The sequence below is a fragment of the Morganella sp. TYF_1 genome, assembly GCF_043105645.1.
Lineage (GTDB): Bacteria > Pseudomonadota > Gammaproteobacteria > Enterobacterales > Enterobacteriaceae > Morganella > Morganella morganii_B.
Window position 1 is genome coordinate 474,878 of sequence record NZ_JBICLU010000015.1, and the last position, 25,245, is coordinate 500,122.

Here is a 25,245-nt window from a genome sequence, read left to right on the forward strand (position 1 = left end):
AACCAGCAATATAGAGTGTTGGCTTTGAGTCCTTACAGGTGTCCAAAGCTAGTTTTATAGGGCATTACAAAGAAGAATTTTATCTTGAAAATTAACCATATCCGAAATTTTTCCATTATTGCTCATATCGATCATGGTAAATCCACCTTATCAGATCGCATTATTCAGATTTGCGGCGGCTTATCCGACCGCGAAATGGCGGCGCAGGTTCTGGACTCAATGGATCTGGAACGCGAACGCGGCATTACCATCAAAGCCCAGAGTGTGACACTCGATTATACCACGCAGAGCGGGGACACGTACCAGCTCAACTTTATCGACACCCCGGGACACGTTGACTTCTCCTATGAAGTCTCCCGTTCACTGGCCGCCTGTGAAGGGGCGCTGCTGGTGGTTGATGCGGGGCAGGGGGTTGAGGCGCAGACGCTGGCAAACTGTTATACCGCACTGGAAATGAACCTGGAAGTGGTGCCGGTTCTGAACAAAATTGACCTGCCTGCTGCCGACCCGGAGCGGGTGGCGGAAGAAATTGAAGATATCGTCGGGATTGAAGCGGCTGATGCGGTGCGCTGTTCGGCGAAAACCGGCGTGGGTGTAACCGATGTGATCGAACGCCTGGTGCGCGATATTCCGCCGCCGGAAGGTGATCCTGATGCACCGTTACAGGCACTGATTATTGACTCCTGGTTTGATAACTATTTAGGCGTTGTGTCACTGATCCGTATCAAAAACGGCACACTGCGCAAAGGCGATAAAATCAAAGTCATGAGCACCGGTCAGGTGTATAACGCTGACCGTCTGGGGATCTTCACACCAAAACAGGTGGATAAAGATATCCTCAGATGCGGTGAAGTGGGCTGGCTGGTCTGTGCGATTAAAGACATTCTCGGGGCACCGGTCGGGGATACCTTAACCGGCGCACGCGCACCGGCGGATAAACCGCTGCCGGGCTTTAAGAAAGTCAAACCTCAGGTCTACGCAGGTCTGTTCCCGGTCAGCTCTGATGACTATGAAGGCTTCCGTGACGCGCTCGGTAAACTGAGCCTTAACGATGCTTCCCTGTTCTATGAGCCGGAAAGCTCTACCGCGCTGGGCTTCGGTTTCCGCTGCGGCTTCCTGGGTCTTCTGCATATGGAGATTATCCAGGAGCGTCTGGAGCGTGAATATGATCTCGATCTGATCACCACCGCACCAACGGTTGTCTATGAAGTGGAAACGACCGGCGGTGAAATCGTCTATGTTGACAGCCCGTCCAAACTCCCGCCGCTCAATAATATTGAAGAGCTGCGCGAGCCGATCGCAGAATGTCATATGCTGTTGCCGCAGCAGTACCTCGGTAACGTGATCACGCTGTGTATCGAAAAACGCGGTGTGCAGACCAACATGGTTTATCACGGCAACCAGGTCGCGCTGACCTATGAAATTCCGATGGCGGAAGTGGTGCTCGATTTCTTCGATCGCCTGAAATCCACCTCACGCGGCTACGCGTCACTGGATTACAACTTCAAACGCTTCCAGGCGTCTGATATGGTGCGCGTGGATGTGCTTATCAACGGCGATCGTGTGGATGCGCTGGCACTTATCACTCACCGTGATAATTCTATGTACCGCGGTCGTGAGCTGGTAGAGAAGATGAAAGATCTGATCCCGCGTCAGCAGTTTGATATCGCGATTCAGGCGGCTATCGGCACCCATATTATTGCGCGTTCAACAGTGAAACAGCTGCGTAAAAACGTCCTGGCGAAATGCTACGGCGGTGACGTCAGCCGTAAGAAAAAACTGTTGCAGAAACAGAAAGACGGTAAGAAACGCATGAAACAGGTCGGTAACGTTGAGTTACCACAGGAAGCGTTTTTAGCCATTCTCCATGTCGGCAAAGATTAATTATTCAGCAGGTTGTAAGGAGACATAATGGCGAACACTTTTGCGCTGATCCTGACCCTGGCAACGTTGGTTACCGGGATCATCTGGGTGGTGAATAAATTTAAAATTCAGCCGGCCCGTAAGAAAAAACTGGCGCGCATGGCGGAGCTGACAGAAGGAACCATGGATCAGGCTCATCTGGCTGAAACAGTAGCCAAACCGGGCTGGGTGGAAGGTACTGCATCCCTGTTCCCGGTGCTGGCGATTGTTCTGATCGTGCGCTCGTTTATTTATGAGCCGTTCCAGATCCCGTCCGGGTCCATGATGCCGACACTGCTTATCGGCGACTTTATGCTGGTGGAAAAATACGCTTACGGGTTAAAAGACCCGATCACGCAGACCACCCTGATTAAAACCGGGGAGCCGAAGCGCGGTGATATTGTAGTGTTTAAATATCCGGAAGATCCGCGTGTCGATTATGTCAAACGTGTGATTGGCCTGCCGGGCGATAAAGTCGTTTATGATCCGTATGCCAAAGAGTTACAGGTCTATCCGGGTTGTACTAAAGACCAGAGCAGCTGTGAAACCCTGCCGGTCACTTATGGTCAGGAATATGAAAGCGAATGGGCTATCCGCTGGGAAAAATCCCCGCTGGGCGGCTCCTTTATGAGCGGCGGTGCCCGTCAGTTCCCGATCGAAGATGATATGGAAGTCGGTTATCGTCGTCAGGCGGAACGGATTGAAAATCTGGGGCCGGTAGCTCATCATATTCTGACCGTCCCGGAAATCACCCCGGACAGCATCAGCGGGCAGCGTCTGTTCCGCCAGCCGGGATTACCGGAGTACACCTGGGTGGTGCCGGAAGGGCATTACTTTATGATGGGTGATAACCGTGATAACAGTGCGGACAGCCGTGTCTGGGGATTTGTGCCTGAACAAAACCTGGTTGGTCGTGCCAGCTTTATCTGGTTAAGCCTTGAAAAACAGGAAGGTGAATGGCCTACCGGCCTGCGCCTGAGCCGTTTCGGACGGATAGAATAGAAAAAACAGAATTTGCTGAGCATTACCTGTCATCACAGTGTAGAATATGCCCCGCAAAATGATTGGCTCCCCGGTTTCCGGGGAGCCAGTGCAAACGCAACAGTTTTGTATCGCGGTTTTTCGCGGCTACAGGTCTGTTGCGTGTGCGTTTTATAAACATCCTAATTTTTGGTCGCACATGAACCCGATAGTCATAAACCAGCTGCAGCGAAAACTCGGCTATACTTTTACCCGTCAGGACTTATTAATGCAGGCACTCACTCACCGCAGTGCCAGCAGCAAACATAATGAACGCCTGGAATTTCTCGGCGATTCTATTTTAAGTTTTGTTATTGCCAATGATTTATATCACCGCTTCCCGAAAGTGGATGAAGGGGATATGAGCCGGATGCGTGCCACACTGGTGCGCGGAAATACCCTGGCGGAACTGGCCCGTGAATTTAACCTCGGCGAATGTCTGCGCCTGGGACCCGGAGAGCTGAAAAGCGGCGGCAGCCGCCGTGAATCCATTCTCGCGGATACTGTCGAAGCCCTGATTGGCGGGATTTTTCTCGACAGTGATATTCAGACAATTGAGCGGATTATCCTCAGCTGGTATGAATCCAGACTGAACGAAATCTCGCCCGGGGATAAACAAAAAGACCCGAAAACCCGGTTACAGGAATACCTTCAGGGGCGGCATCTGCCTCTGCCGAACTACCTGGTTGTTCAGGTAAAAGGTGAAGCTCACGATCAGGAGTTCACCATTCACTGCCAAATCAGCGGTGTTGAACAGCCGGTAAAAGGAACCGGTTCCAGCCGCCGGAAAGCCGAACAGGCCGCGGCGGAACAAGCATTAATTTTGTTGGAGCTTGAATGAGCGAAGAAAACACCTATTGCGGCTTTGTCGCGATAGTCGGACGTCCCAATGTGGGCAAATCCACCTTACTGAACCAGTTACTGGGTCAGAAAGTCTCTATTACCTCGCGGAAACCGCAAACCACGCGGCACCGCATTATGGGGATCGATACACAGGATAATTATCAGATTATTTATGTGGATACCCCGGGGCTGCATATTGAGGAGAAACGGGCAATCAACCGCCTGATGAACCGTGCAGCCAGCAGTTCCATCGGTGACGTTGAGCTGGTGATTTTTATGGTTGAAGGCACTAACTGGACGCCGGATGATGAGATGGTACTGAATAAAGTCCGCTCTCTGCGCTGTCCGGTGTTGCTTGCCATCAACAAAGTGGACAACGTGGAAGATAAAACCAAACTGCTGCCGCATATTGCGTTCCTCAGTCAGCAAATGGATTTTCTCGACGTGGTGCCACTGAGTGCCGAGAAGAAAATGAACGTTGATACTATTGCGAACATTGTGCGTCAGCATATTCCGCAGGCGCCGTTCCACTTCCCGGAAGATTACATCACTGACCGCTCGCAGCGTTTTATGGCCTCTGAAATCATCCGTGAAAAACTGATGCGTTTCCTCGGCGACGAACTGCCGTACTCAGTAACGGTGGAAATCGAACAGTTTGTTGTGCAGGACAACGGCGTATTTCAGATCAACGGTCTGATCCTCGTTGAGCGCGAAGGCCAGAAAAAAATGGTTATCGGCAACAAAGGCAGCCGTATCAAAACGATCGGGACTGAATCCCGTATTGATATGGAACGCCTGTTTGATGCCCGTGTTCACCTCGAACTGTGGGTGAAAGTCAAAGCCGGCTGGGCCGATGACGAACGGGCACTGCGCAGCCTGGGTTATGTTGACGACCTGAAGTAACGCAGCAATGGACGGCTGGCAGCGCGCATTTGTACTCCATAGTCGCCCTTACAGTGAAACCAGCCTGATGCTGGATGTGTTCACTGAACAGGAAGGGCGGCAGCGCCTGCTGGCGAAAGGGGCGCGCCGCCGCCGTTCCGGTCTCAAAGGGGCATTGCAGCCCTTTACGCCGCTGCTGATCCGCTGGGGCGGGCGCGGGGAACTGAAAACCCTGCGCGACGCGGATCCTATCTCCCTCGCATTACCTCTTACCGGCACTGTTCTTTACAGCGGTTTGTATATCAATGAGTTGCTCTCTCGTGTGCTGGCTAACGGCGTCACGTATTCCGCGCTGTTTTTTGATTACCTGCGCTGCCTTCAGTATCTCGCGGCCAGCGATACCACACCGGAACAGGCACTGCGTCAGTTTGAGCTGGCACTGCTGCATCATATCGGCTACGGCGTGGACTTTCTCCACTGTGCGGGCAGCGGACAGGAAGTCTCTGATACCATGACCTACCGCTACCGCGAGGAGAAAGGCTTTATCGCCAGCCTGGTGGTGGATAACAGCAGCTTCACCGGTCGTGAGCTGAAAGCACTTGCCGCCCGGGAATTTCCGGATGCGGAAACGTTACGTGCCGCCAAACGCTTCACCCGTATCGCCTTAAAACCCTATCTCGGCGGAAAGCCATTGAAAAGCCGCGAATTATTTCGTCAATTTGTGCGCCCGCCGTTGGTTTCAAAAGAAAATGGCTGCGGTGGTTCCTCTTCGTCTGAAAAAGGTTAAACTGAATAACAAAAGTTACCCGGAGGATGATAAAAAATGAGTGAAGTTTTATTGGGTGTAAACATTGACCACATTGCAACTGTCCGTAATGCGCGCGGCACCAACTATCCGGACCCGGTTCAGGCGGCATTTGTCGCAGAGCAGGCGGGTGCGGAAGGTATCACTGTGCATCTGCGCGAAGACCGCCGCCATATCACCGATCGTGATGTGGAACTGCTGAGACAAACTATTCAGACCCGTATGAATCTGGAAATGGCGGTCACCGATGAAATGGTTGATATTGCCTGCCGTATCAAACCGGCGTTCTGCTGCCTGGTACCGGAAAAGCGTCAGGAAGTCACCACGGAAGGCGGGCTGGATGTCGCTGGTCAGAAAGAAAAAATCGCCCGTGCGGTGAAACGTCTGACTGAAGCCGGTATCAAAGTTTCCCTGTTTATCGACCCTGACCATACCCAGATTGATGCTGCAGATGATGTCGGCGCACCGTTCATTGAAATTCACACCGGCGCTTATGCGGACGCGGAAACCTCTCAGGAAGAAGACAAAGAATTTATCCGTATTAAAGATGCGGTTGCCTATGCGGCTGGTAAAGGCCTGAAAGTGAATGCCGGACACGGTCTTAACTATCACAACGTTCAGCGCGTAGCAGCACTGCCGGCGATTTATGAGCTGAATATCGGCCACGCGATTATCGGCCGTGCGGTCTTCAGCGGGCTGGCTGCGGCTGTTGCGGATATGAAAACCCTGCTGCGGGAAGCCCGTCGTTAATGGCAATTGTCGGCATTGGTACAGATATTGTTGAAATAAGTCGTATTGAAGCGGTTATCGGGCGTTCCGGTGACCGCTTTGCAAAACGGATCCTCAGTGACGCGGAGTGGGACGTGTACCGGCAGCATAAACAACCGGTGCGCTTTCTGGCCAAGCGCTTTGCGGTTAAAGAAGCCGCATCCAAAGCGCTGGGCACCGGGATCCGTCAGGGGCTGGCGTTTAATCAGTTTGAAGTCAGCAATGACTCACTCGGCAAACCTAACCTGACCTTTCTCGGCTATGCCGGAGAACTGGCTGCCGCCCGTGAAGTCACACACTACCATGTCTCTATTGCCGACGAGCGTCATTACGCTTGTGCAACGGTTATCCTTGAAACCCATTCCTGACAGATGCGCCCGGTTGCGGGCGCATTATTGCGCTTAAATCTTATCGGCGTGATACATCAGCACAAACTTATCCCACAACATTTCCTGTGTCTCGGTATGCTCCGGGTCGATAATAATCGTGTTGGTAATCGGACAGACGGACTGGCAGGTCGGTTTATCATAATGCCCGACACACTCAGTACATAAATCAGGATTAATTTCATAGATAGAATCCCCCATTGAAATTGCTTCATTGGGGCACTCGGGTTCGCACATATCGCAGTTTATGCAACGTTCGGTAATCAGTAACGCCATAGTCGCTATCACCATATAAATTATTTAAAATTCAGTAACTTATATCTTGCACTTATACGTTACTATCTAACCGGTTTCTGTAAATATAACCAGTATTATAACCTTGGTTTTCCTGTTTCAGGAACACAAATCAGCAACACAAGCCTTTACTCCTGCTGTCACTGTCTTAATTATCTCAAAAAATCGCGCTGAGCAAAGTACGAAAGAAAAAATTTTTCCGGCTGTGTGCGTTGTCTGGTTCCGTAAAATGCAAAGCGTACACTTATTACTCTGTGATTTTCGGATAAATTATACGCTTTTAAATCATCTGAAAAGGATAGTATATGTTACTTAATGCCCATTTTAATAAAAGTGAAATTACATGGATACTGATAAAACAGACGTCACCGTGGTCGGAAGAGGCGTGTTAAATGCGTTTTGGTTCGGGCTTATCGTATTTATAGCCGCACTGGTTATTAATGAGGTCAGCGCTCATAACAATTCTGGCGGGTGGTCAACGTTGTCCAGAGGCTTGAGTATGGCATTTATTATTTTTGGTGCAGGTGTCTATTGTCTTTTCTTCTCTGTGATTGCGTTGAGTGAATTAGTCAGTAACAGAAAAAACGGTAACGTTGATACGACCCGGACAATGATAGCACTGACGCTTCATGGCATCGTTGCTTTAATAGTTACCTGTTTAACATTTTCTGTTTTCTGTACATAGCCATTACAGTTTTTGTTATTCCGGGATATAAATCGCCCCGGCCGTGCAAGGCAGCTGACGGTAAACAAGGTAAACAGATAATGCGGGAGACTGAAACGGAGGGGCAAAAAAAAAGCCCCGTAACCAAGGAACGGGGCAAGCCGGGAAGTAAATCATAAACACACAATTACGAAGGATACTATTAGGTAATTATACATACTTAAGTTAAATGTATCCTAAACGATATGTCACTAAGCGCAATGTGTCAGGCTGTGTCCGGCTTCCGGAGCTAAATTTACGCCTGTGTTTCTGGCTGTTATGGGAAGATTGTGGCGTATATAAACCGCGCCCGTCATATTATTGAATCTAACGTTGAATTGGGCGATAAGGTGTATGACAGACATACCATTATTGACCTGATGGGATTCAGGATTAAAACGTTTACGCGGGAACCCCGTATCGATTTGATGAAACCAAGCCTGCTCACTGAGCAGGCATTTTTTAATGCATCTTTATCAATGAGTATGAGTGCCGCCATATATACATATCGGATACAGCCATGCGGGCATGTCTTTACAATCCTGATTGCATGTATGCTGACCCCACATGACACAGGAAAACGCAGGGGCAGAAGAAAAAACAATCACAGCAGTAAAAAGGGAACAAAGTATCTTTTTCATATTCACCTCTGTAATGAGTGTTGTTGTGAATTATTGTCGTCGCTAAAAGTGATTTTTAACATAATAACCTGATTAAGTTAATCATGGCGGTGGAAAATAAAATGAGGTCTGCGTCAAAAAACAAAACAGCAACAAAGTAGCAACGTTGTGATTACGTTGCCGGGGGTGTTTTCAGTGGTGAATCCGGATTGAATTGATACTGTGAACAGCATGGAAATGAATCGTTTTTTCATTTGTTGACTCTTTGGTTTACAAACACAGATCCTGATTCTCATTTAGCTGACATCTGTCAAAAGAAAAAACAGCAGCATGTGTATGCCATTATACAGAGCATGTAAGACAATCGGTGCTATAAGGGAATTCGTCTTAATTCTGACCAGACAAAAAATAACGGACATCACAAAAATCATAATGAATGTGACGGGGGAATGATACTGAGAGTGTACTAATGCAAATAAGAGCGAGGTGATAAGAATAGCTATGTGTTTACCATTCGGGCCATATCCTATTCCTGTATTCAGCAGAAAGCCTCTGAAAATAATCTCTTCAATAACCGGTGCAGCAAAAATAATAGCTGCGGCCATCATAAACTGGTGCAAAGGGGACAGGGTAAATATCCGCAGCATCCACGTTTCATTTTCGCCGAAAAACTGGGTTGCAACAGATAATATCATCATCGCGATTACCGGTAACCAGAGATTTGACAATCGTATTGTACCGAAAGGCATCAGTCCGGTTCGTTTCTGGTAAAATGCCCGGGAAAACAGAGAATAAGGCAGGACAAATAAGATCATAAATACCGGCCAGGCTGCAAAGACGCCGTTGCTGGTGGTTGCTCCGGGGAACGCCAGTATCGCAAACTGAATTAAGAACCAACCCGCAAAAAAAATAACACAGACTAAACTGTGTTGTACTCTGTCTATCGATGTCATTTATTAACCTGTTCATTTGCATGGAAAAAGTAATTCTAATATAGTCGTCGTGAAAAACAAAAAATATTTATTGTTCTGCGCTAAGGTTTCCGGGACAGTTGTATATCTTCTGTCCGATTAATAATGGTTACAGACAGGTGAGTTATCATCACTCACTATTTTGTCACCGTTCGCACAAACTCTCATTATGTGTAGTTGTGTGACTATTTTATTGAAACTGTTATGTTCAGATTAAATATGAATTCTGCCGCAGTGTATTTTGATAAGATAATCATCATCACTGGATTGCGTTGGTCAAAAATTTCTTATTTATCTTATTTTTTGAATTTTAACGCCAACTTAATGTTAAAGCATTTATGATTTATCTGTAAAACTGTAATATATCTACATTAAATTTTTTGGTGATCGTGTTTACATTATGCGATAGCAGCAGAAAATGACGAATGTAATTTACAGATATATTAATCAACAGAACAGGAAATTCCTGTGTATTATTTAATCAATGCAGCGGATATATAATGAAAGATATTAATACATTAAAGTCAATCACAAATCAGGGTACAGGTCGGTTTGTATTACTCAGTATGTTAACAGCGGGTATTTATCCGGTAATGTGGGCCTGGAAGAATGCAGATGCATTTAATTCAGAACTGAAAGAAAAAACATTTGAAAGTAAGATATTTATTTATCTTGCAATTGTCATGGGTCTATCTTTACATATGGATGTGCTGAGTATGATGAATAATGTATATCATGACCGATATACTGCCGGGCCGGATGACATATATACTATATTAAGTAATGTGTTTTCCATTTCTGTCACTGTTTTCTGGGTTGTCTGGTCGTTCAAAATGAAGCGTGCGCTGGAAAATTATGCAGAAAGAGAGTTCGGCATTACATTATATCTTAACAGAACCCTGACATTTCTCTTTCAATACTTCTATATTAACTATTGCATGAATGCATTAGAAGAAGATTTTGCCCGGGGAAAAATGCTGACAGATGTCCGGAATAATCAGGTCAATCACAGTACTGATAATGATGACGATAAAATTTAATGTATCTCTGTCCTGTTGACGAATAAATACGCGGTTAACCCCTTCTTTGAAAACGGGCAGTTTATCTCTGATAACTGCCCGTTTATTTCAGTGACAGCCTTCCGGGTGCTGATTTAAATCAGCGACTTATATCCGTTCAGTAAATAAGGTGATAAATGCCAGATCGTATCATTATCGGTGAATTGCACATTCATTTTCAGCAGCATATTTTCTGACAGGCAGAACGGAAAGAAATGATATAAATGCATTACAAACATAAAGGCATCGCCGGGATTATCATATTTGTGTGCATCGAGTGTCATTGTCAGATCCAGACAGCGGTATGGTTTTCCGCGGACAAGACGGTCTTCCAGTACCGAATCAACCGCATGAATGCCACTCAGGAGCTGGTTTATCTGCTTGCAGCGCTGCCGGTCTGTTTCTTGGTATAATACATAGTCGCTGATCAGCTGTTTCACTGAATCAACAGATGACAGCATAAAGCTGTTGGCGCTGTAATGTGACAGCAGATTCCAGTAAGCGTGGTTATCCGTTATCGGCGGATAGCACGGTGTACATTGTGTGACACCGGAGGCAGTCAGCAAATCCGGCAGCTGCGGACTGAGATGGCTGATATCCGCAGCACGGCTTTGCGGCGCACTGATAATGCAGCGGTAGGTACAGCGGAAATGCGGCCCCGGCGGGAGGGTGAGTGCTTTACCGTGATTATCATAAAAATGGATATAATAATGATTCTGACCGGTGATGGTTTTATCGATACTGAGTGCGTAGAACCAGGCATCCTGATATTGCGGCAGCAGCCGGGAAGCAGGGGCGAGGTGAATCACCGGATGGAAATCGGCGACAATGCCCCGTGATTCCTCATGCGGCTCAAAAGACAGCTGAATATGCTTAAGCTCCGTAATATAATATCCGTCATCCACCGGCAGGCGATAAACCGCTTCATTTTCACGGAAATCCAGGATGACTTCGTTTTCTTTTTCCTGGTTTACAACTGCGGCACAATTAAGCAGAAAGCTGTTTGTCAGCTGATCATTACGCAATGGCAACTGTTTACTGAAATAAATATTCAGTGTGAAGGTGTCTGCGGATACCCAGTCCAGCACCGGAACAATCGCCGGAATATCAATGCTGATAAAGTGATGGACATGATCGATATATAATCCTTCCAGCAATTTTTGCGGCCAGTTCGGTTTTTCATCCGCGCCGGATAACACGGCGTTATGTTTTCCTATCTGCGGAATAAAGCTGAACCGGGTTTCATCACCGTGATACAGCGTATTGTTATGAGCCAGTTCAATATGATCAAAATACTGACTCAGCCAAAGTAATAAAATACCGGCGGAAGAAACATCGGGATCAAGAAAACAGCTGAGTTGTGCGGTTTCCGGCTTTTTGTGGCTGCCGCGGTATCTGAATTCCAGTGACAGACAGCTTTTTGACGGATGATGCGTCACATAGCGGCGTAATAAGGTGTAAGGCTGCATCAGTACCGGGTTACAGGTTGTGAAGATTTCCTCAGCCGCGCCTTTTACCTCGGTACCGGCGGGGATAGGCAGCGGAAAATCAATCTGCTCCTGACCATCAAAACGGACAACCGAAGTGGCCGGGATACCTTTTATTGCACGGGATTGCAGGCGCTGTAACAGCGGCAGGGTAATTTCAGGAAAGGCATCATCCACTTTTTCCTGCAACCGGGCGCTGAGAAAGGCAAACCCTTCCAGCAGGCTGCCGCTTTGTTCATCATCCGGGTCGAGTACATCAGCAAGATGCGGATAGTCGCGGATAAACCTGCGGCTGAGTTGCTGTAAATAATGTTGTTCCTGTAAAAATTTAATTTCGCTCATGAGTGACTCTGCCGCTGCCGGTAATCAGTATGTAGTGTACGGAAAATTAACGTGTGATCTCTTCCTGGCAGCAATAGCCGGATGTTCCTGCCATAACATGCTGGAAAATAATATCTTTGTATTTCACACTGACGGTTTCCTCCGGCTGCGCGTCATTATTATCCGCAGAGTGCGGATAATTACTGTTAATATTAACAATGGATGCCTGACGTAATGTGACGGTGAAATACTTTTCCTGTGAGCCGTTTTGTGACGTCCGGTAAAAACTGAATACCATTTCCATCACTTCATTATTGGCAATCGCATTTGCCAGCAGCGGGGTGGATTTATCCAGCAGCTTGACAAAATTCACCGGGCTGAATGTCAGGTTCTGGGTACGACTGAACATATTATTCAGATGGAGTACAAATATTTCATTTTCATGGCCCTGCTGATATTTATTACCGATAGAATCAAGACTGCCGCAACCCTGTGAAATATTGCCCTGCTGGTTTCCGCTGAGATTTAAATAGATCATATTCGCCATAATGGTTTTCCTTATTCCTGTTTGCCGCTGCCGGGTTTCAGACCCGCCTGTTCCGCCTGTTTTTGTAAATCCGCATAAAGCGCAATCAGGCCGTTAAGCTGCTGGTTAATCCGGTGCAGCTGTGCGGCTGAAACCGGCCGGCCGTTGCGGATGTCGTCAGACAAGGCCCGCAGATATTCTTCTGCCGGAACTGTTTTTGAATGAGCCTGCCGGATGTTGTAGATTTCCGTTTTCAGATACGACAGGGTAAAACTGCCGCGTTTTTTTTCCCGTTCAACAATGGTGTTGGACAGTGCCTGTAACCGTTCATTGGTGAGATACCAGCTGTCCGTGGGTTCCGCATCAGCAATCCGCATCTGCAGAGTGTCCTGCCAGCGGCGGGTGGCATACGCCTGATCCGGGTCGTTCGGCCAGCGCTGACGGGCAATGTCGGTCATCTTTTCGGTCAGCAGCAGCGGGGCAACCGGAGATTGTTGTTCCGCATCGGCCAGAATCTGTCCGTAAGTCGCCAGCTGCGGGTTGGCAAACCACAGAACCGGCGCACTGCCGGGCTGTGCGGCGACGCTGTCCAGTTCATCTTTCACTGGTTTGTAGACAGTGAAGAACAGCACGGCGATCAGAATCAGTCCGGTGACCAGACCCGCCGCAAATCCGGCAAACGGAAAGGTTTTGCGGGGTGGCGGCGGTTCCGGCACCATCTGCACAAAACGGACGGTGCTGTGACCGGAATTGCCGTCAGACGCCGCATGGCTTCCGGAGCCTGCCGGGCTCTCTTCCGCGATATAGATCAGCGGAGCGACGGTTACCGGCGGCACGTCACCGCCTGCCGCCGGTGAGAGTTGCTCAAGCTCTTTGGCGGCATTACGGAAGTAAAACTGCAGATTATCCGTGATCGGCATTTTGCCGGACGGTGCCTGCGACAGCCGTCCGGTGATCAGCTGTAACGCCCGCTCTGCCCGGTAGAGCAGGCGCAGGTCATCACGGCGGAAGGCGAGACGGCGTACGGTTGCCATGGCCCGTGTGATAAACCAGTTAAGAATCTCAATGCGGTGATTGATTTGCGGCGGCCATACCGCATCCCAGTCATGAACCATCATCATGGCAATCAGCTCACAACCTTCCGTCAGCCCCGCCAGACCGCCGCGGTGCAGACGGGCAAGGGTGTAGTAAACCGCCGTCTGCAAATCCACGCCGTTTTGTCTGAACAGTTCCAGGGATTTGGCCTCCACCCGCGACCAGCTGACTTCCGGCTGGGACGGGTGACTGAGTTTATTGATTTCTTCCCGGATTTCCGCGAATGCCGGTAAATCCAGCGGGGAAGTGCCTGTCCGGATAACAATGCCGTCCATATTTTTCTCCGTCATTAATACAGGGTTTCAGGCAGGCTGAAACGGGAAAACAGATTGCCGGAGAATGGATTATCCGACTCATCAACAGAGATGCGGTAGGTCATTTCCCCGTCATCCACCGTAAAGCGGACATCGAAACTGTCGGCGTTCACATTGGTCAGTTTACCGGACTGAATCAGCCGGATGAGTGCCCACGGGCCATTGCGGACAATCGCACGCGGTGATTTGCCGGTGGAGCCGGAAACCAGGGTCAGCTTACTTTCTCCGCCGGAACGCATGGAGTTAGGCCAGATCATATGAACGGTGTTGCTGCGTCCGTGTGCATAATCGAGAATTTGTCCGTCAAGATTCAGCACACTGCGCCGTTTGTTTCCGGACAACTGAACCGGTTCAATGGCAAACTGAGTTTCAAGGTTACCCTGCGGGGTAAAGAAGGTATTACGGATGCGGTTGGCCGTTTCAATCTGTTCCAGCACATCCGGGCGGATCAGTGACTGCCCGTCCTCATTCACCAGCAGATTGTTCTCGGCAAACGGTCGCAGATTCTGCTGCCAGAAAGCATCCAGTGTCCCGCCCGGTTTGAAGAAGCGCTCAAACTCACTCAGCGGAACATCACGGTTTGATTGCGGATCAAACGGATAACGGCCGGCAATGTAGCTGTTGTACTGTTTGACCACGGATTCATTCCATTCCACTTCGAGATAACGGATCGCCTCTTTCTGTACCACAATCCACGCCTGGTCAGCCAGTTCACCAATCCAGCGGCCGAGAGGTTCCGGCATGGTTTTCGCCATCTGGCTGACTTCAAAAATGGCATCGCGGTTATTTTCTTCCAGACGCAGAAAAACGGCTTTCAGTGCGGCTTTGCCCGGCACCGGCGCATTTGCGATACTGAGCAGGTAACGATGCAGATCATTCAGTTTCTGGTTGACGTTTTGCAGGTTTTCGCCGTTGTTACTGACCAGTATTTCTGTCTGCGGCGAGAATTCGCGGTTGATCCGCCCGAGTAACCGGTACTCACCCTGCGTCATAAGGGCCTGTTTTTCTTTCTCTGTCAGGTTGTTGTCCACGGCAGGCAGACTGGTGTTATCCCGCAGGATTTGCAGGGCCCGGCGTAACGGCTGCTCGCCGCTGATAATTTGCTCCAGCGCACTGATTTCATCCTGGATGGTTTCAAACTCACGGACTTCCAGATTGCTCATTGCTGCCCGCCAGTTTGCGGCATAATCACCGAGGTACTGTTCGCTGATCTGATGCTGAATTTCCCGGCGGTCACTTTCGCTGTAACGGACATCCTGCGACAGATTCAGTACCCAGGCATCCAGTGCGGTCAGATCCACCAGCGCCTCATTCTGCCGGATAAAGTAATTGGTCAGTCCGTTGCGGGTCAGGAACTGCGGCACTTCCAGTTTTTCATCATCCAGTGAGACGAAAACATGGCTGAAACTCGGCCCGATCATATGGCGCAGATCCAGCGGTGACGACAGCTCATTGAGGCCTTTCAGGCGCAGTGTCTGATATACCCGCTGATAGAGCGAAAGGCGGCTCAGCTCTTTCTGGGCGTTACGGATAGCCGGGGCAAACGGTTGGAAGGCCTGACCGGCTAACGCATCTCCGCGCTCGCGGTCTGCTGCCCAGTCGGTATGCTCAAGGGCATAATCCAGGTGCGCCATCAGCTGTGACTGAATTTCGTTTTGCCCGGTGAATTCACGGCTCCAGCGTTTGCGCAGGTAATCTTTGACAATCGCATTATTACGGCCGCTTTTGTCTTCCAGCATGCGCATGACACGCAGAATAGTGAGCTTTTCCTCGCTGTTTTCCGGCGCACGGGCCAGATCCTGCTGTAATCCGGCCATGATGGCCGGCAGAAAACGTTCGATCAGCAGTTGCAGATAACTTTTTTCCACATACGGGCCGACTTTTTTCCCCTGATACAGACCAAGATCGGTCAGGATACCGTTTTTCTCGCGGTAATTGCCGTAAGCCAGCGTGGCTTCCGACAGCGGATTGAGGATAGGCAACTGACGCACGCCGGTGGTGTCCTGCTGGTTATCCGCCGTCACACTGCTGAATGCACTGACTTCGGAGAGCACGTTTTTACCTGCCTGGTAGTTCTGGTCATAATAATGATGCCAGCCGACCCAGAGGGCAATAATCCCGGCCGCCGTTGCCAGCGAGGCAAAAAAGACGTTGTGGTGATGGCGGCGTAACCAGAAACGGTTTTCTGCCGCCAGATTCGGTTCTGAGAACAGCACATCACGGAACAGCTGACCGGTAAACCAGGGCTGACTTTCACTGACCGGCCAGGTATGTGTCGGTGCGGGCGGCAGGTTGTACTGCATGGCGGCGCTTTGCGTGAAGATATCGTCGATCTGACCGCGCTGGGCGGAAGAGGTCAGATAAATACCGCGGATCAGCGGGATGTCGTCATCATTGCTGCCGATAAGTTGTTCTGTCAGTTCTGTCACCCGGTTCTGCAGCCCGACCATCTGGCGGATAAAGCTGAACAGCTCGCTGCGCTGGCTGTCATCGACCCGGTTCAGCATCATTTCCGGCAGAGCGGCGTTGAGCTGACTGATCCATTTCTCCCAGAAGGTGGTGAGTTCACTGATCCAGTTGTGCTGATCGTCCCGGGTAAATGTGACGCCGAGAACGGATTCCTGTTCTGCCACACCCAGTGACTGGAACATGGCACTGAAACCCTGTAACAGATCCAGTTTGGTCAGCACGATATACACCGGGGGACGGGTGTTAAAGGCAAGGCGGATATCCTGCAACCGCATATGAATATCGGCAAAATAACGGCTGCCGGCTTCTTTGTCTTCGGTCATCAGCCGGGCGGTGTCGATGGTCAGAATGATACCGTTCAGCGGCTGACGGGTACGCTCCTCTGCCATGCGCCCGAGCAGGCTGTTCCACAGGCGGTGATACAGCTGCGGTTTTTCACTGTCATCGTGCGGTTGCGTGATCAGATGCCCGCGCGGCATCAGCAGCACGGCTTTATCTGTCAGTGAGCAGCGGACATGCAGGGCGATACCGTCTTCTGAGACGATCCTGTCCTGCGGTACCAGATCCAGCAGGCCGAGATTAGCGGAAAACAGGGTATGTTTGCCGCTGTTTTCCGCGCCGAGCACCAGATACCACGGGCGCTGATAGAGTGAATGACGATTGTCGCCGAGGTGACGGCGCAGTTCGCTGAGCCAGCGGCTGAGATAGCGGTTCTGAAATTCAATATCTTTGCGGACCGGGTCTGAAACGGTCAGTTCAACATCCAGTTTCAGTTTTTCCAGTTCGCGGACACGCCGCCGGGCGGTGTATCCCACCCAGCCGATAACAATCAGGAACAGCCCGAATGTTGCCAGCCAGCGGGCGCTGACCGGACGCAGCGGATAGTCATCACGGAAGCTGAAATCCGCTCCCCAAATCCAAATCCAGATAAGGATCAGCGCCGGAATGATGGCCAGAAAAACAGCCCATGCCGATTTAAGTCTGGGTTTATCGGCTTTAAACCATTTTCTGATCAGACCCTGTGCATCCACGGATGATAAGGATGGTTTTTTCATTAAACGTTATTCCTTCTGAAATCGGACTCCGGAAGTTTTCCGGTAAGCTGTTGCAGTAAAGCGGGTTCCCACTGCGTTACTGTGCTGCGTGATACGATGTCATGCAGTTGCTGATACTGAGCCTGAGCAAGTCCCGTCATGCCTGACTGCTCAAACAGTGATGCTGCCAGAAGTTGCAGGCAGACGCGGTCACGCAGCTGTTCAGCCCGGTTTATGGCGGTGTCAATCTTTTGCAGCGCCGCATCGAGACCGTTTTCCTGATAGCAGCGGGTGATCTCATCCGTGTCTGCCCCGGCGCTGCTGACCCCGGTTGTCCCGGCGGAATCCGCTGCGGTCAGCCAGGCCAGGGTGTCTGCCCCGGCGTACGGGGTTTTATCGGAGAAACTCAGGGTGGTCAGCTGCGGCAGACGGGCGACAAACTCCGATACACAGCGGCGAATGGCCTGTGCAACGGTATCCAGTCCCAGCTGCTGCGCGGCCTGCGCGGCCAGATAATGACCGTCCAGCCAGTAAGGTGCGAGGCTGAGACTCTGTTCAATATCAGCCAGTAATACCGGATCAGCCTGTGTCAGCTGTTTGCGGTAAGCGGTAACCCGATCGGCAGCAACGGCTGCCAGCGGGGTTTTTCCGGTGGCATCGGCGGACGGTACGGACTGAATAGTGTGCCAGACAGCATAACGGCGCAGCTGATAGCCGATGGCATTTTCAGGGGCGCTGCGGCAAAGGGCATCCGCGGCATTCAGCAGGGCCGATTTGCGGGTGCGGTCATTTCCGCTGTCAAGGTCAGCGACCGGAAAACCGCCATCCGTTCCGGTTTCTGCGGCAGGCAGGCTACGCGGTGCAGGATCTGCAGGGGCTGTGGTTGTGGTGGTATCTGCCGCCGGACGGACAGAGGCCGTGACAGTGTCCGGTGCGCTGTTCTCAATGCGGCGGTAACCCCGGCTCAGATCATCCAGTTTTTGTGACAGGACCTGGTGGTTTTCACTCCAGAACTGCGCCAGTCCGGCAAAATCCCCGAGGACATTATCCCGCTGTGCAGCGGTGGCCTGACGGGTAAAATTATCCTGTGCCAGCTCAAAACGCTGTAAAACCTGCTGTGTCAGACGGACTTTCAGTCTGATATTGTCAGGATAACAGTCGTGCCAGAACTGACGGCAGAACAGGGAAAAGAGTTGCGCGCCCAGCGTGATTTCCTCTGCATTTCCGGCATGCTGCAGAGTGCGCAGCAGGTGTACCACCAGGCGGAGATCTTTTGTGGTGGCAGACAGCAGAGTGAGGATCCGTGACTGAATAGCCTCAATATCCAGAGAGGCATGCGTCAGGGAGCCGAATTTAATCATTTCACTGTCGATATATTCCCAGTCCGGGTTGCTGTCACTGACCATACTGCTTATCTGCCCGGGATCAAGCGGGGCGAGCAGTTGTTCAGACCAGTTAAAACGTGTTGCTATCATGCTATTCACCAGCGGCAGGCCGCGCGTAAAGGTTTGATACTTTCTGTCAGCTGAGACAGATCAAAAGTCACCGGTTCCCCGTTTTCCGGCGTGATGGTCAGTGAGTCGCCGGTCATAATGCGTTTGATTTCACCGATCCCGGCCAGACCCCGGCTGGATTCCAGCACATAACCGCTTTCGCGGATAAACCAGTCACTGCTGAATGAGGTTTCCGGGGTGGATAAACGGACAGCATGTACTGTCACCGGGGCGTTCATGATCAGCTGCATCCGTGTAATGTTATCGATGCAACTGAGCATCAGGATCGGGCGGGGCGGTTGTGTGCCGATCGCCGGTGCGGTCATGACCACAGGCCAGGTACCTTCACGGGGCTGGGTGGTGATGAAGGTCACGGTATGTTCTGTCCGTTTCTCTTCATTGTCTGCCGCCCGGCGCCGGATCTCGCCTTTCGCCGCCGGGGCCGTCTGCGGCACGGCGTTGTCCCTGCCGATGTTGTCATAGCAGTCCAGCCGCACCAGCGGTGACGACTCTTTACGGCAGGTGTCCAGCCGTGCTGACATATCACCGGAAAGTGCGGGAACCGGTTGTGCCGGGCTCCACAGCGGTGTCAGTATCAGCAAAGCGGTCACGCTCTGAAGCATCCTCTTGGTCATGACATGTATCCGTATTTTTTTAATTTGTACACCAGGGCACGTTTGGAGATATTCAGGTTCACTGCGGCTTCATTCAGGTCGTGGTTATCCGCCTGCATCCGGTAGTTCAGAATGTCGGATTCATACCGGTCGAGGGCGGAGGTCAGGTCTCTGATACCGGACATATCCGGATCGGATGACGGTGGCAGTGCGGGGGTCACCATGGTTTGTGTCATCATCGCTTCCAGCCTGCGCTCCTTTTCCTGAGCCAGCTGAAGCAGCCCGCGCAGCTGCTGATTCTGTGTCCGGATCTGCATCCGCTGGGTCAGCGAGCAGAAGTGATGACAAAAAATCCGGTAATAGATCGCCGTCATGCCCCGTTCGTGTTCTTTGCGGGTCAGACCGGTACCGAGACGGCAGATAGCCCCGGCGGGTTTGCCCTCGTGATCGCAGAACGGAAATCCGTGGATACCGCTGTTCGCCGGTAATCCGCGGATAAACGTTTTCAGACTGCTTTCCTCGAGATGGCTGCCCTGTGACAGGTTTGTCCAGCAGAGCGGTGTCCGGTTAAAGGTTACCTGTACCAGCGGCTGACTGATATCAGACGCATCGGTGTCCAGCAGACCGGCAGTGACCTGTGGTTGTGAATAATCGACCGAGTAACTGAGCAGCCGGTTATCCCGCGGGCTGAGTACGACCACAGCCAGTGCGCTCAGGGAGCTGCGGAAAAAACAGTGCGGCAGAAACTGCGTTATCAGTGATTCGGTTGTCGGGCAGTCTATCAGTGACAGCGCATTTTTCAGTCGGTTCTTCATTATTCCGCATCCACCTCAGCGGTGAATTTGTCATCCGTGGCTGACAGCGTAATATGGCGGATGGTTTTTCCGGCTGCCGTGTGTTTGAGCAGCAGCAGGGAAAGCGGTGGCAGTAAGTGACCATCGATGACGGATTCCAGAATACGGGCACCGTTCTCAGCCCGGTTTGCACGCTGAATAATGGCGTTATAAACGGCATCACTGATAGTGACCTGTGCGCCGAAACGCTGTACCAGACGCGCTTCCAGCTGGCTGAGTTTGGCGCGGATGATCCGTGTCAGCGTTTCGTCATTGAGCGGCAGATACGGGATCACTTCCATCCTGGCAAGCAGTGCCGGTCTGAAGAACGTGGTCAGTTCCGGATACAGCGCATCCAGCAGTTCATCCGGGCGGTTTTCATAAGCGACAATCGTGCTGTCACCCAGGTTTGAGGTCAGGAAAAAGGCGATATTTTTGCAGTCAATCACCCGGCCTTCACCGTCAGCCACTTCCCCTTTGTCGAAGGCCTGATAAAAGAGATTCAGCACATCCGGATGGGCTTTTTCCACTTCATCCAGCAACACCACGGAGTAAGGCTTGCGGCGGATGGCTTCCGTCAGCACACCGCCTTCACCGTAACCGACATACCCCGGCGGGGAGCCGATCAGGCGGGAAATTGTGTGCTTTTCCTGGAACTCGGACATATTAATGGTAGTGAGATATTGTGTGCCGCCGAACATCAGCTGCGCTATCTGCAATACCGTTTCGGTTTTCCCCACACCGCTCGGCCCGGCCAGCAGGAAAGCCCCCAGCGGACGGCCGGGACGCCGCAGGTCGGCACGGGCGGTCAGCAGGTGTTTATGCAGATGTGCAATCGCCAGATCCTGACCTTTGATGGATTCCCCAAGATAAGCCGGTAACTCGGTGACCACGGCAAGGGCATCCTGTGACAGACGGTTGAGCGGAACACCGGTCCATTCGGCGATCACTTCAGCAATCTGTTTTTTGCCGACATGCGGGGACACCAGGGAGGAGAGCTTCTGGCGGGTTTCCAGTTCTGCATTCAGTGTCTGTAACTGTTCACGGATGCTTTCTGTGGTTTCCGGCTCAGCGGCTTCACCGGTCTCTGCCGGGTCTGATGCGTTTTCCGTCTGTACCGTTGTATCATTTGTCTCTGCGTGTTGTTCTGCGCTGCCAAGCAGTTTCGCCCGTAAGCGGATGATATCGCGGACTAATGTCTGCTGTGCCTGCCAGTCAGTCTGTAACTGATCCAGTGACTGCTGTAATTGTTCAGACTGCTGTTGCAGCGCGGCCAGGCGGTCAGTGTGATCCACCAGTCCGAGCAGGGCTTCGCGCGCCAGCACATCCCGCTCCGTGCTGATCTGGTGTAACTGTGTTTTCAGGGCGGAAATCTGTTTCGGTGGTGAAGTCAGATTGATCGCGGTCCGCGCACAGGCCGTATCCAGCACATCAATGGCTTTATCCGGTAACTGACGACCGGACAGATAGCGGTCACTCAGCTCAGCCGAGGCCCGCAGCGCATCATCATCAATAAAGACCTGATGGGCGGACTCATAGGCCGTGCGCAGGCCGCGCATGATAATCACCGCTTCCGCCGCCGTCGGTTCTTTGACCTGAACTAACTGGAAGCGCCGCGCCAGTGCCGCATCTTTCTCAAAATACTTTTTGTATTCACTCCAGGTGGTTGCCGCGATAGTGCAGAGCTCCCCCCGTGCCAGCGCCGGTTTGAGGAGGTTGGCGACATCGGTGCCGCCCTGCTGGTTACCGGCACCGATCAGGGTATGCGCCTCATCAATAAACAGAATGATCGGGGTGGCGGAACCGGTGACTTCCTGAATCAGCCCTTTGAACCGTTTTTCAAATTCCCCTTTGACGGCGGCACCGGCCTGAATCGCGCCCAGATCCAGCACATGCAGCTGACAGCGGCGCAGTTTTTCCGGTACTTCACCAGCCTCAATACGCAGTGCCAGGCCTTCAATCAGTGCGCTTTTCCCGACACCGGGCTCACCGACAACCACCGGGTTATTTTTGCGGCGGCGGCAGAGGATATCGATCATCAGGTCGATTTCGTTATCACGGCACAGAACCGGATCCAGCTTATTCTGCCGTGCCAGCTCTGACATATTCTGAGTGAAACGGGCGAGCAGGCTGTCCGCCGCCGGGGTATTGCTGCCCGCAGGCTGAGTGCTGAAATCACCGGACTGGCTTTCTGCCGAACCCGCTGTCCACTCATCAAACTGCTGCTTTAATTGTTCACGGTTTATGTTACTGAGCAGTGTGCAGGCCTGCTGCGGCAGGTAACGCTGCGGCATCTGCAGCAGCACCAGCAGGATAACACCGGAGCGCAGCGTGGTATGCTGATATTCGGCGGAAGCGACCAGCCAGCTGTCTTTCAGCAGCTCAGTCAGCAGCGGGGAAAACCCCGGATACCCCTGGGTCAGTGCCTGATGCGGCGGGATCAGCGCTGCGGTCATGTCCGCCAGTTCGCTGTGATCAATACCGGCGCGCTGGCAGATTACCCGCACATCGGTTAACGGCGTTTCCAGCAGGCAGCCTAAAAACAGCGCGGCAGTGATTTCCGGCTGCTGTTCACTGACGCTGCGGGCGGCAGCATTTTCCAGTGCATGTTTTGCCACAGGATCGAGGCGGTTAACGAGTGTAGAAAGATCGATATTTATCATCAGTGTATACCCTGACTCAGTAACGGAGTAAGTTGTTCCAAAATATGGTGTGTCTGATTATTGAGCTGTGACAGATACAGGCCGTAAATACCGGCGGCCATCAGTATGCCGGCGATAAAGATATATTTGAGCCGCAGACGTTTTCCCAGCCGGTAGCGGTGAGGATCCGTGGTGGTATTTTCATACAGCACAACAGCGCCCTGTTCGGGGCGCAGCTGGCGGATCTGTTTTTGCAGGCGGCGCAGCAGACGGTTAAATTCATCGTTATGGCCCTGGGTGACTTTATAACGGCCCCGGTAACCGAGGCACAGACACAGCCAGATAAACTCAATCAGATCCAGATAGCGTTTCGGCTCACCGAGCAGGCGTTCGATCAGAATGAACACTTTTTCCCCGCCCCACGATTCATTGTGGAAATGCACCAGCAGGGATTTTTTCACCCAGCCGTTATCCGCATTCCAGCCGAGGCCCAGCGCGGTTTCATCAATAAAGGTGCAAAGCACGTAGCGAAACGAGACAATCGCGCCCGGTTCATAGCCCTGAGACTGCAACTGCTGCTCGATAGCCTGAATATCTGTCACCACCTGCTGATAAAGCTTGTCCGGCAGCGGCGAACCGGACATCGTATGCATCCGCATAACCATACCGAGCAGCGGGGTGGCCGCATCAATCATCGGGTTAATATTTTCACCGCGCAGCGGGATCCGGTACTGCTTATGCCTCCGCTGGCGCAGATACTGTGCATCCTCAGAGGTATCCTCATACAGGCTGCCGGTCAGTAAATCATCGGTCATAAATCGCCCCCGTTACGGATGGCCCAGAACTGAATATCCAGCTCCGGGAAGTTACCGGCAACGTGGAAGGCGACAGAGCCGCTCTGCTGAATTTCCTGCCAGGCTGTGCCCTGGCGATCCAGCCGGAAATAGGTGTAACCCGCGTGATACGGCAGCTGGCGCGGAGCAGCAGACAGAGAAATCAGTGATACCCCCGGCAGCTGGACACTGACCAGATCGCGGATGCGGTTGATGGAGGTGACTTTGGTCTGCTGGGTGAACTGGCGGCGCAGCTGTTCCTGCGGCATCTGAGCGCGGATCGCCACGATAAACTCGCCCTGCTGCAACAGTTGCGGATCCTGAATTGTCGCCACGCGGATGCCGTGTTCCTGTTCCTGAAGGTGAATCGCAATAGCACGTGGTGTCAGTACCACACTCAGTGCCAGGCGCAGTGCCCGCATCAGTGGCGGATAGCATTCAGCCAGAGCTTGGTGGTTATACTTCGGCAGTTGCCCTGCCAGCCGTGACTGATCGGTAAAAGTATGCAGTTCACCGCACAATGAGCGCAGTTCGCAGAATAACGGCTCCGGATGCAGCACATCCTGGGCAGCAAAGTGCGCAAAACGCGGGGATGCACGGTTGAGAAGCTGTAACATCATAAATTCCGCCACATCGGCGATACCCTGCTGCCCCGGTGAACCGATCCGTCCGGCCAGTTGCCGGGCGCGTTCGGCCAGTGTGCCGCTCAGTTCATCGAGAAATCCTGTCAGGGATGGCGATAAACGAATATTCAGGCAGGACGGAATAAAGGTATCGTCGAGGATCAGCCCGCCGTCTGCTGTCTGTTCACTGATACGGCAGACAGGCACAGACACATAGGCATTCAGCTCTGTTGCACCCTGTTTCAGGACCGGGCTGAGTTTTGCCACATTCAGCATACTGACATCACCGCTTTCGGTGTGCAGATCACGGACATCCAGGCTGAACTCTTTATAGCGCGCCGTCAGGTGGTTGTTATGCCCGGCCGCAATTTCATTGACAGTGGCACTGTGCAGCGGCAGGGCAAGATAGATAATGTTGTTGCCGGTATCATTGATCGGTGCGATATCAATCGGCGGCGGCAGTTCATCCTGCGATGGCATGGAGAACAGGGTGCCGTCCGGCATCACACCGGTCGCCTCTGAAATGCCGATCCGGCCCAGCCGCAGAATATCGTCGTTGATCACCAGCGAGGTAAACCCGGCATGATGACCGAAGAACGCAGAGAGCAGGCTCTCTGTCACATAATCCTGGTGGCGCTGCTGCTGCTGGAAATGCTGGGGCTTGATAAACAGACCTTCGCGCCAGATAACCCGGTTTTTCATCGACATA

The 25,245-nt window shown here is 51.7% G+C and carries 21 protein-coding genes; 9 read left to right on the forward strand and 12 right to left on the reverse strand.

Annotated features, from left to right (window positions below; genetic code table 11):
• Positions 1-90: 90 nt before the first annotated feature.
• The 7 genes from lepA to acpS all read left to right on the forward strand — a co-directional run bounded on the left by lepA (position 91) and on the right by acpS (position 6,588).
• On the forward strand, positions 91-1,884 hold the full coding sequence (lepA, locus tag ACF8OF_RS07535) for a translation elongation factor 4 (RefSeq protein WP_025152050.1): 1,794 nt from the start codon (positions 91-93) through the stop codon (positions 1,882-1,884).
• Between the two features lie 27 nt (positions 1,885-1,911).
• Positions 1,912-2,904 carry a signal peptidase I gene (gene lepB, locus ACF8OF_RS07540; RefSeq protein ID WP_262860926.1) on the forward strand — a complete coding sequence of 331 codons (993 nt, stop codon included), beginning with the start codon at positions 1,912-1,914 and terminating at the stop codon, positions 2,902-2,904.
• 178 nt (positions 2,905-3,082) lie between these two features.
• Positions 3,083-3,763, forward strand: a complete 681-nt coding sequence (gene rnc, locus ACF8OF_RS07545; protein WP_004236985.1) for a ribonuclease III — start codon at positions 3,083-3,085, stop codon at positions 3,761-3,763.
• A complete protein-coding gene (gene era, locus ACF8OF_RS07550; protein WP_004236984.1) occupies positions 3,760-4,668 on the forward strand; it encodes a GTPase Era in 909 nt (302 codons plus the stop codon). The genes rnc and era overlap by 4 nt, the downstream gene beginning before the upstream one ends.
• Before the next feature lie 7 nt (positions 4,669-4,675).
• Positions 4,676-5,434, forward strand: coding sequence for a DNA repair protein RecO (recO, locus tag ACF8OF_RS07555; RefSeq protein WP_392496197.1), 759 nt, complete (start codon positions 4,676-4,678; stop codon positions 5,432-5,434).
• Between the two features lie 36 nt (positions 5,435-5,470).
• Complete coding sequence (pdxJ, locus tag ACF8OF_RS07560; protein WP_024473957.1) at positions 5,471-6,202, forward strand: pyridoxine 5'-phosphate synthase; 732 nt, start codon at positions 5,471-5,473, stop codon at positions 6,200-6,202.
• Positions 6,202-6,588 carry a holo-ACP synthase gene (acpS, locus tag ACF8OF_RS07565; RefSeq protein ID WP_262860924.1) on the forward strand — a complete coding sequence of 129 codons (387 nt, stop codon included), beginning with the start codon at positions 6,202-6,204 and terminating at the stop codon, positions 6,586-6,588. The genes pdxJ and acpS overlap by 1 nt, the downstream gene beginning before the upstream one ends.
• 33 nt (positions 6,589-6,621) lie before the next feature.
• On the opposite strand, the gene ACF8OF_RS07570 is transcribed toward acpS, so the two are convergent.
• The gene (locus tag ACF8OF_RS07570) at positions 6,622-6,882 is read right to left on the reverse strand and encodes a YfhL family 4Fe-4S dicluster ferredoxin (protein WP_015422607.1); all 261 of its coding nucleotides are present in this window, start codon (positions 6,880-6,882) and stop codon (positions 6,622-6,624) included.
• A 361-nt stretch (positions 6,883-7,243) separates the two neighbouring features.
• On the opposite strand from ACF8OF_RS07570, the gene ACF8OF_RS07575 reads away from it, so the two are divergent.
• A complete protein-coding gene (locus ACF8OF_RS07575; RefSeq protein WP_392496199.1) occupies positions 7,244-7,585 on the forward strand; it encodes a hypothetical protein in 342 nt (113 codons plus the stop codon).
• Between the two features lie 934 nt (positions 7,586-8,519).
• Here the strand turns inward: ACF8OF_RS07575 and ACF8OF_RS07580 are convergent.
• A complete protein-coding gene (locus ACF8OF_RS07580; protein WP_392496200.1) occupies positions 8,520-9,176 on the reverse strand; it encodes a CPBP family intramembrane glutamic endopeptidase in 657 nt (218 codons plus the stop codon).
• A 518-nt stretch (positions 9,177-9,694) separates the two neighbouring features.
• Between ACF8OF_RS07580 and ACF8OF_RS07585 the strand changes: the two genes are divergently transcribed.
• Complete coding sequence (locus ACF8OF_RS07585) at positions 9,695-10,234, forward strand: DUF4234 domain-containing protein (protein ID WP_392496201.1); 540 nt, start codon at positions 9,695-9,697, stop codon at positions 10,232-10,234.
• Between the two features lie 113 nt (positions 10,235-10,347).
• Here ACF8OF_RS07585 and ACF8OF_RS07590 read toward each other — a convergent pair whose 3' ends face one another.
• From ACF8OF_RS07590 to tssK, 10 genes are read right to left on the reverse strand one after another with little or no spacing between them, the layout of a single operon-like run.
• Positions 10,348-12,081, reverse strand: a complete 1,734-nt coding sequence (locus ACF8OF_RS07590; RefSeq protein WP_392496202.1) for a type VI secretion system baseplate subunit TssF — start codon at positions 12,079-12,081, stop codon at positions 10,348-10,350.
• Between the two features lie 46 nt (positions 12,082-12,127).
• Complete coding sequence (locus tag ACF8OF_RS07595; protein ID WP_262882107.1) at positions 12,128-12,607, reverse strand: Hcp family type VI secretion system effector; 480 nt, start codon at positions 12,605-12,607, stop codon at positions 12,128-12,130.
• 11 nt (positions 12,608-12,618) lie between these two features.
• A complete protein-coding gene (locus tag ACF8OF_RS07600; RefSeq protein ID WP_392496204.1) occupies positions 12,619-13,956 on the reverse strand; it encodes a VasL domain-containing protein in 1,338 nt (445 codons plus the stop codon).
• A 14-nt stretch (positions 13,957-13,970) separates the two neighbouring features.
• Positions 13,971-17,519 carry a type VI secretion system membrane subunit TssM gene (gene tssM, locus ACF8OF_RS07605; protein ID WP_274369198.1) on the reverse strand — a complete coding sequence of 1,183 codons (3,549 nt, stop codon included), beginning with the start codon at positions 17,517-17,519 and terminating at the stop codon, positions 13,971-13,973.
• A complete protein-coding gene (gene tssA / locus ACF8OF_RS07610) occupies positions 17,519-18,973 on the reverse strand; it encodes a type VI secretion system protein TssA (RefSeq protein WP_392496205.1) in 1,455 nt (484 codons plus the stop codon). Before tssA ends, tssM begins: the two co-directional genes overlap by 1 nt.
• Before the next feature lie 5 nt (positions 18,974-18,978).
• Entirely contained in the window at positions 18,979-19,626 is a 648-nt protein-coding gene (vasI, locus tag ACF8OF_RS07615) for a type VI secretion system-associated protein VasI (protein WP_262882104.1), read from the reverse strand.
• A complete protein-coding gene (locus tag ACF8OF_RS07620; RefSeq protein ID WP_392496206.1) occupies positions 19,623-20,420 on the reverse strand; it encodes a hypothetical protein in 798 nt (265 codons plus the stop codon). Before ACF8OF_RS07620 ends, vasI begins: the two co-directional genes overlap by 4 nt.
• Positions 20,420-23,101, reverse strand: coding sequence for a type VI secretion system ATPase TssH (gene tssH / locus ACF8OF_RS07625; RefSeq protein WP_392496207.1), 2,682 nt, complete (start codon positions 23,099-23,101; stop codon positions 20,420-20,422). The genes ACF8OF_RS07620 and tssH overlap by 1 nt, the downstream gene beginning before the upstream one ends.
• On the reverse strand, positions 23,101-23,895 hold the full coding sequence (gene icmH / locus ACF8OF_RS07630; protein WP_262860912.1) for a type IVB secretion system protein IcmH/DotU: 795 nt from the start codon (positions 23,893-23,895) through the stop codon (positions 23,101-23,103). Before icmH ends, tssH begins: the two co-directional genes overlap by 1 nt.
• Complete coding sequence (tssK, locus tag ACF8OF_RS07635; RefSeq protein ID WP_262860911.1) at positions 23,892-25,244, reverse strand: type VI secretion system baseplate subunit TssK; 1,353 nt, start codon at positions 25,242-25,244, stop codon at positions 23,892-23,894. Before tssK ends, icmH begins: the two co-directional genes overlap by 4 nt.
• Position 25,245: the final 1 nt, after the last annotated feature.

Excerpts from the sequence above, each read along its gene's own strand:
- lepB (WP_262860926.1), top strand. The coding sequence starts at position 1,912 with ATGGCGAACACTTTTGCGCTGATCCTGACCCTGGCAACGTTGGTTACC.
- rnc (WP_004236985.1), top strand. The coding sequence starts at position 3,083 with ATGAACCCGATAGTCATAAACCAGCTGCAGCGAAAACTCGGCTATACT.
- era (WP_004236984.1), top strand. The coding sequence starts at position 3,760 with ATGAGCGAAGAAAACACCTATTGCGGCTTTGTCGCGATAGTCGGACGT.
- recO (WP_392496197.1), top strand. The coding sequence starts at position 4,676 with ATGGACGGCTGGCAGCGCGCATTTGTACTCCATAGTCGCCCTTACAGT.
- pdxJ (WP_024473957.1), top strand. The coding sequence starts at position 5,471 with ATGAGTGAAGTTTTATTGGGTGTAAACATTGACCACATTGCAACTGTC.
- acpS (WP_262860924.1), top strand. The coding sequence starts at position 6,202 with ATGGCAATTGTCGGCATTGGTACAGATATTGTTGAAATAAGTCGTATT.
- ACF8OF_RS07570 (WP_015422607.1), bottom strand. The coding sequence starts at position 6,882 with ATGGCGTTACTGATTACCGAACGTTGCATAAACTGCGATATGTGCGAA.
- ACF8OF_RS07575 (WP_392496199.1), top strand. The coding sequence starts at position 7,244 with ATGGATACTGATAAAACAGACGTCACCGTGGTCGGAAGAGGCGTGTTA.
- ACF8OF_RS07580 (WP_392496200.1), bottom strand. The coding sequence starts at position 9,176 with ATGACATCGATAGACAGAGTACAACACAGTTTAGTCTGTGTTATTTTT.
- ACF8OF_RS07585 (WP_392496201.1), top strand. The coding sequence starts at position 9,695 with ATGAAAGATATTAATACATTAAAGTCAATCACAAATCAGGGTACAGGT.
- ACF8OF_RS07590 (WP_392496202.1), bottom strand. The coding sequence starts at position 12,081 with ATGAGCGAAATTAAATTTTTACAGGAACAACATTATTTACAGCAACTC.
- ACF8OF_RS07595 (WP_262882107.1), bottom strand. The coding sequence starts at position 12,607 with ATGGCGAATATGATCTATTTAAATCTCAGCGGAAACCAGCAGGGCAAT.
- ACF8OF_RS07600 (WP_392496204.1), bottom strand. The coding sequence starts at position 13,956 with ATGGACGGCATTGTTATCCGGACAGGCACTTCCCCGCTGGATTTACCG.
- tssM (WP_274369198.1), bottom strand. The coding sequence starts at position 17,519 with ATGAAAAAACCATCCTTATCATCCGTGGATGCACAGGGTCTGATCAGA.
- tssA (WP_392496205.1), bottom strand. The coding sequence starts at position 18,973 with ATGATAGCAACACGTTTTAACTGGTCTGAACAACTGCTCGCCCCGCTT.
- vasI (WP_262882104.1), bottom strand. The coding sequence starts at position 19,626 with ATGACCAAGAGGATGCTTCAGAGCGTGACCGCTTTGCTGATACTGACA.
- ACF8OF_RS07620 (WP_392496206.1), bottom strand. The coding sequence starts at position 20,420 with ATGAAGAACCGACTGAAAAATGCGCTGTCACTGATAGACTGCCCGACA.
- tssH (WP_392496207.1), bottom strand. The coding sequence starts at position 23,101 with ATGATAAATATCGATCTTTCTACACTCGTTAACCGCCTCGATCCTGTG.
- icmH (WP_262860912.1), bottom strand. The coding sequence starts at position 23,895 with ATGACCGATGATTTACTGACCGGCAGCCTGTATGAGGATACCTCTGAG.
- tssK (WP_262860911.1), bottom strand. The coding sequence starts at position 25,244 with ATGTCGATGAAAAACCGGGTTATCTGGCGCGAAGGTCTGTTTATCAAG.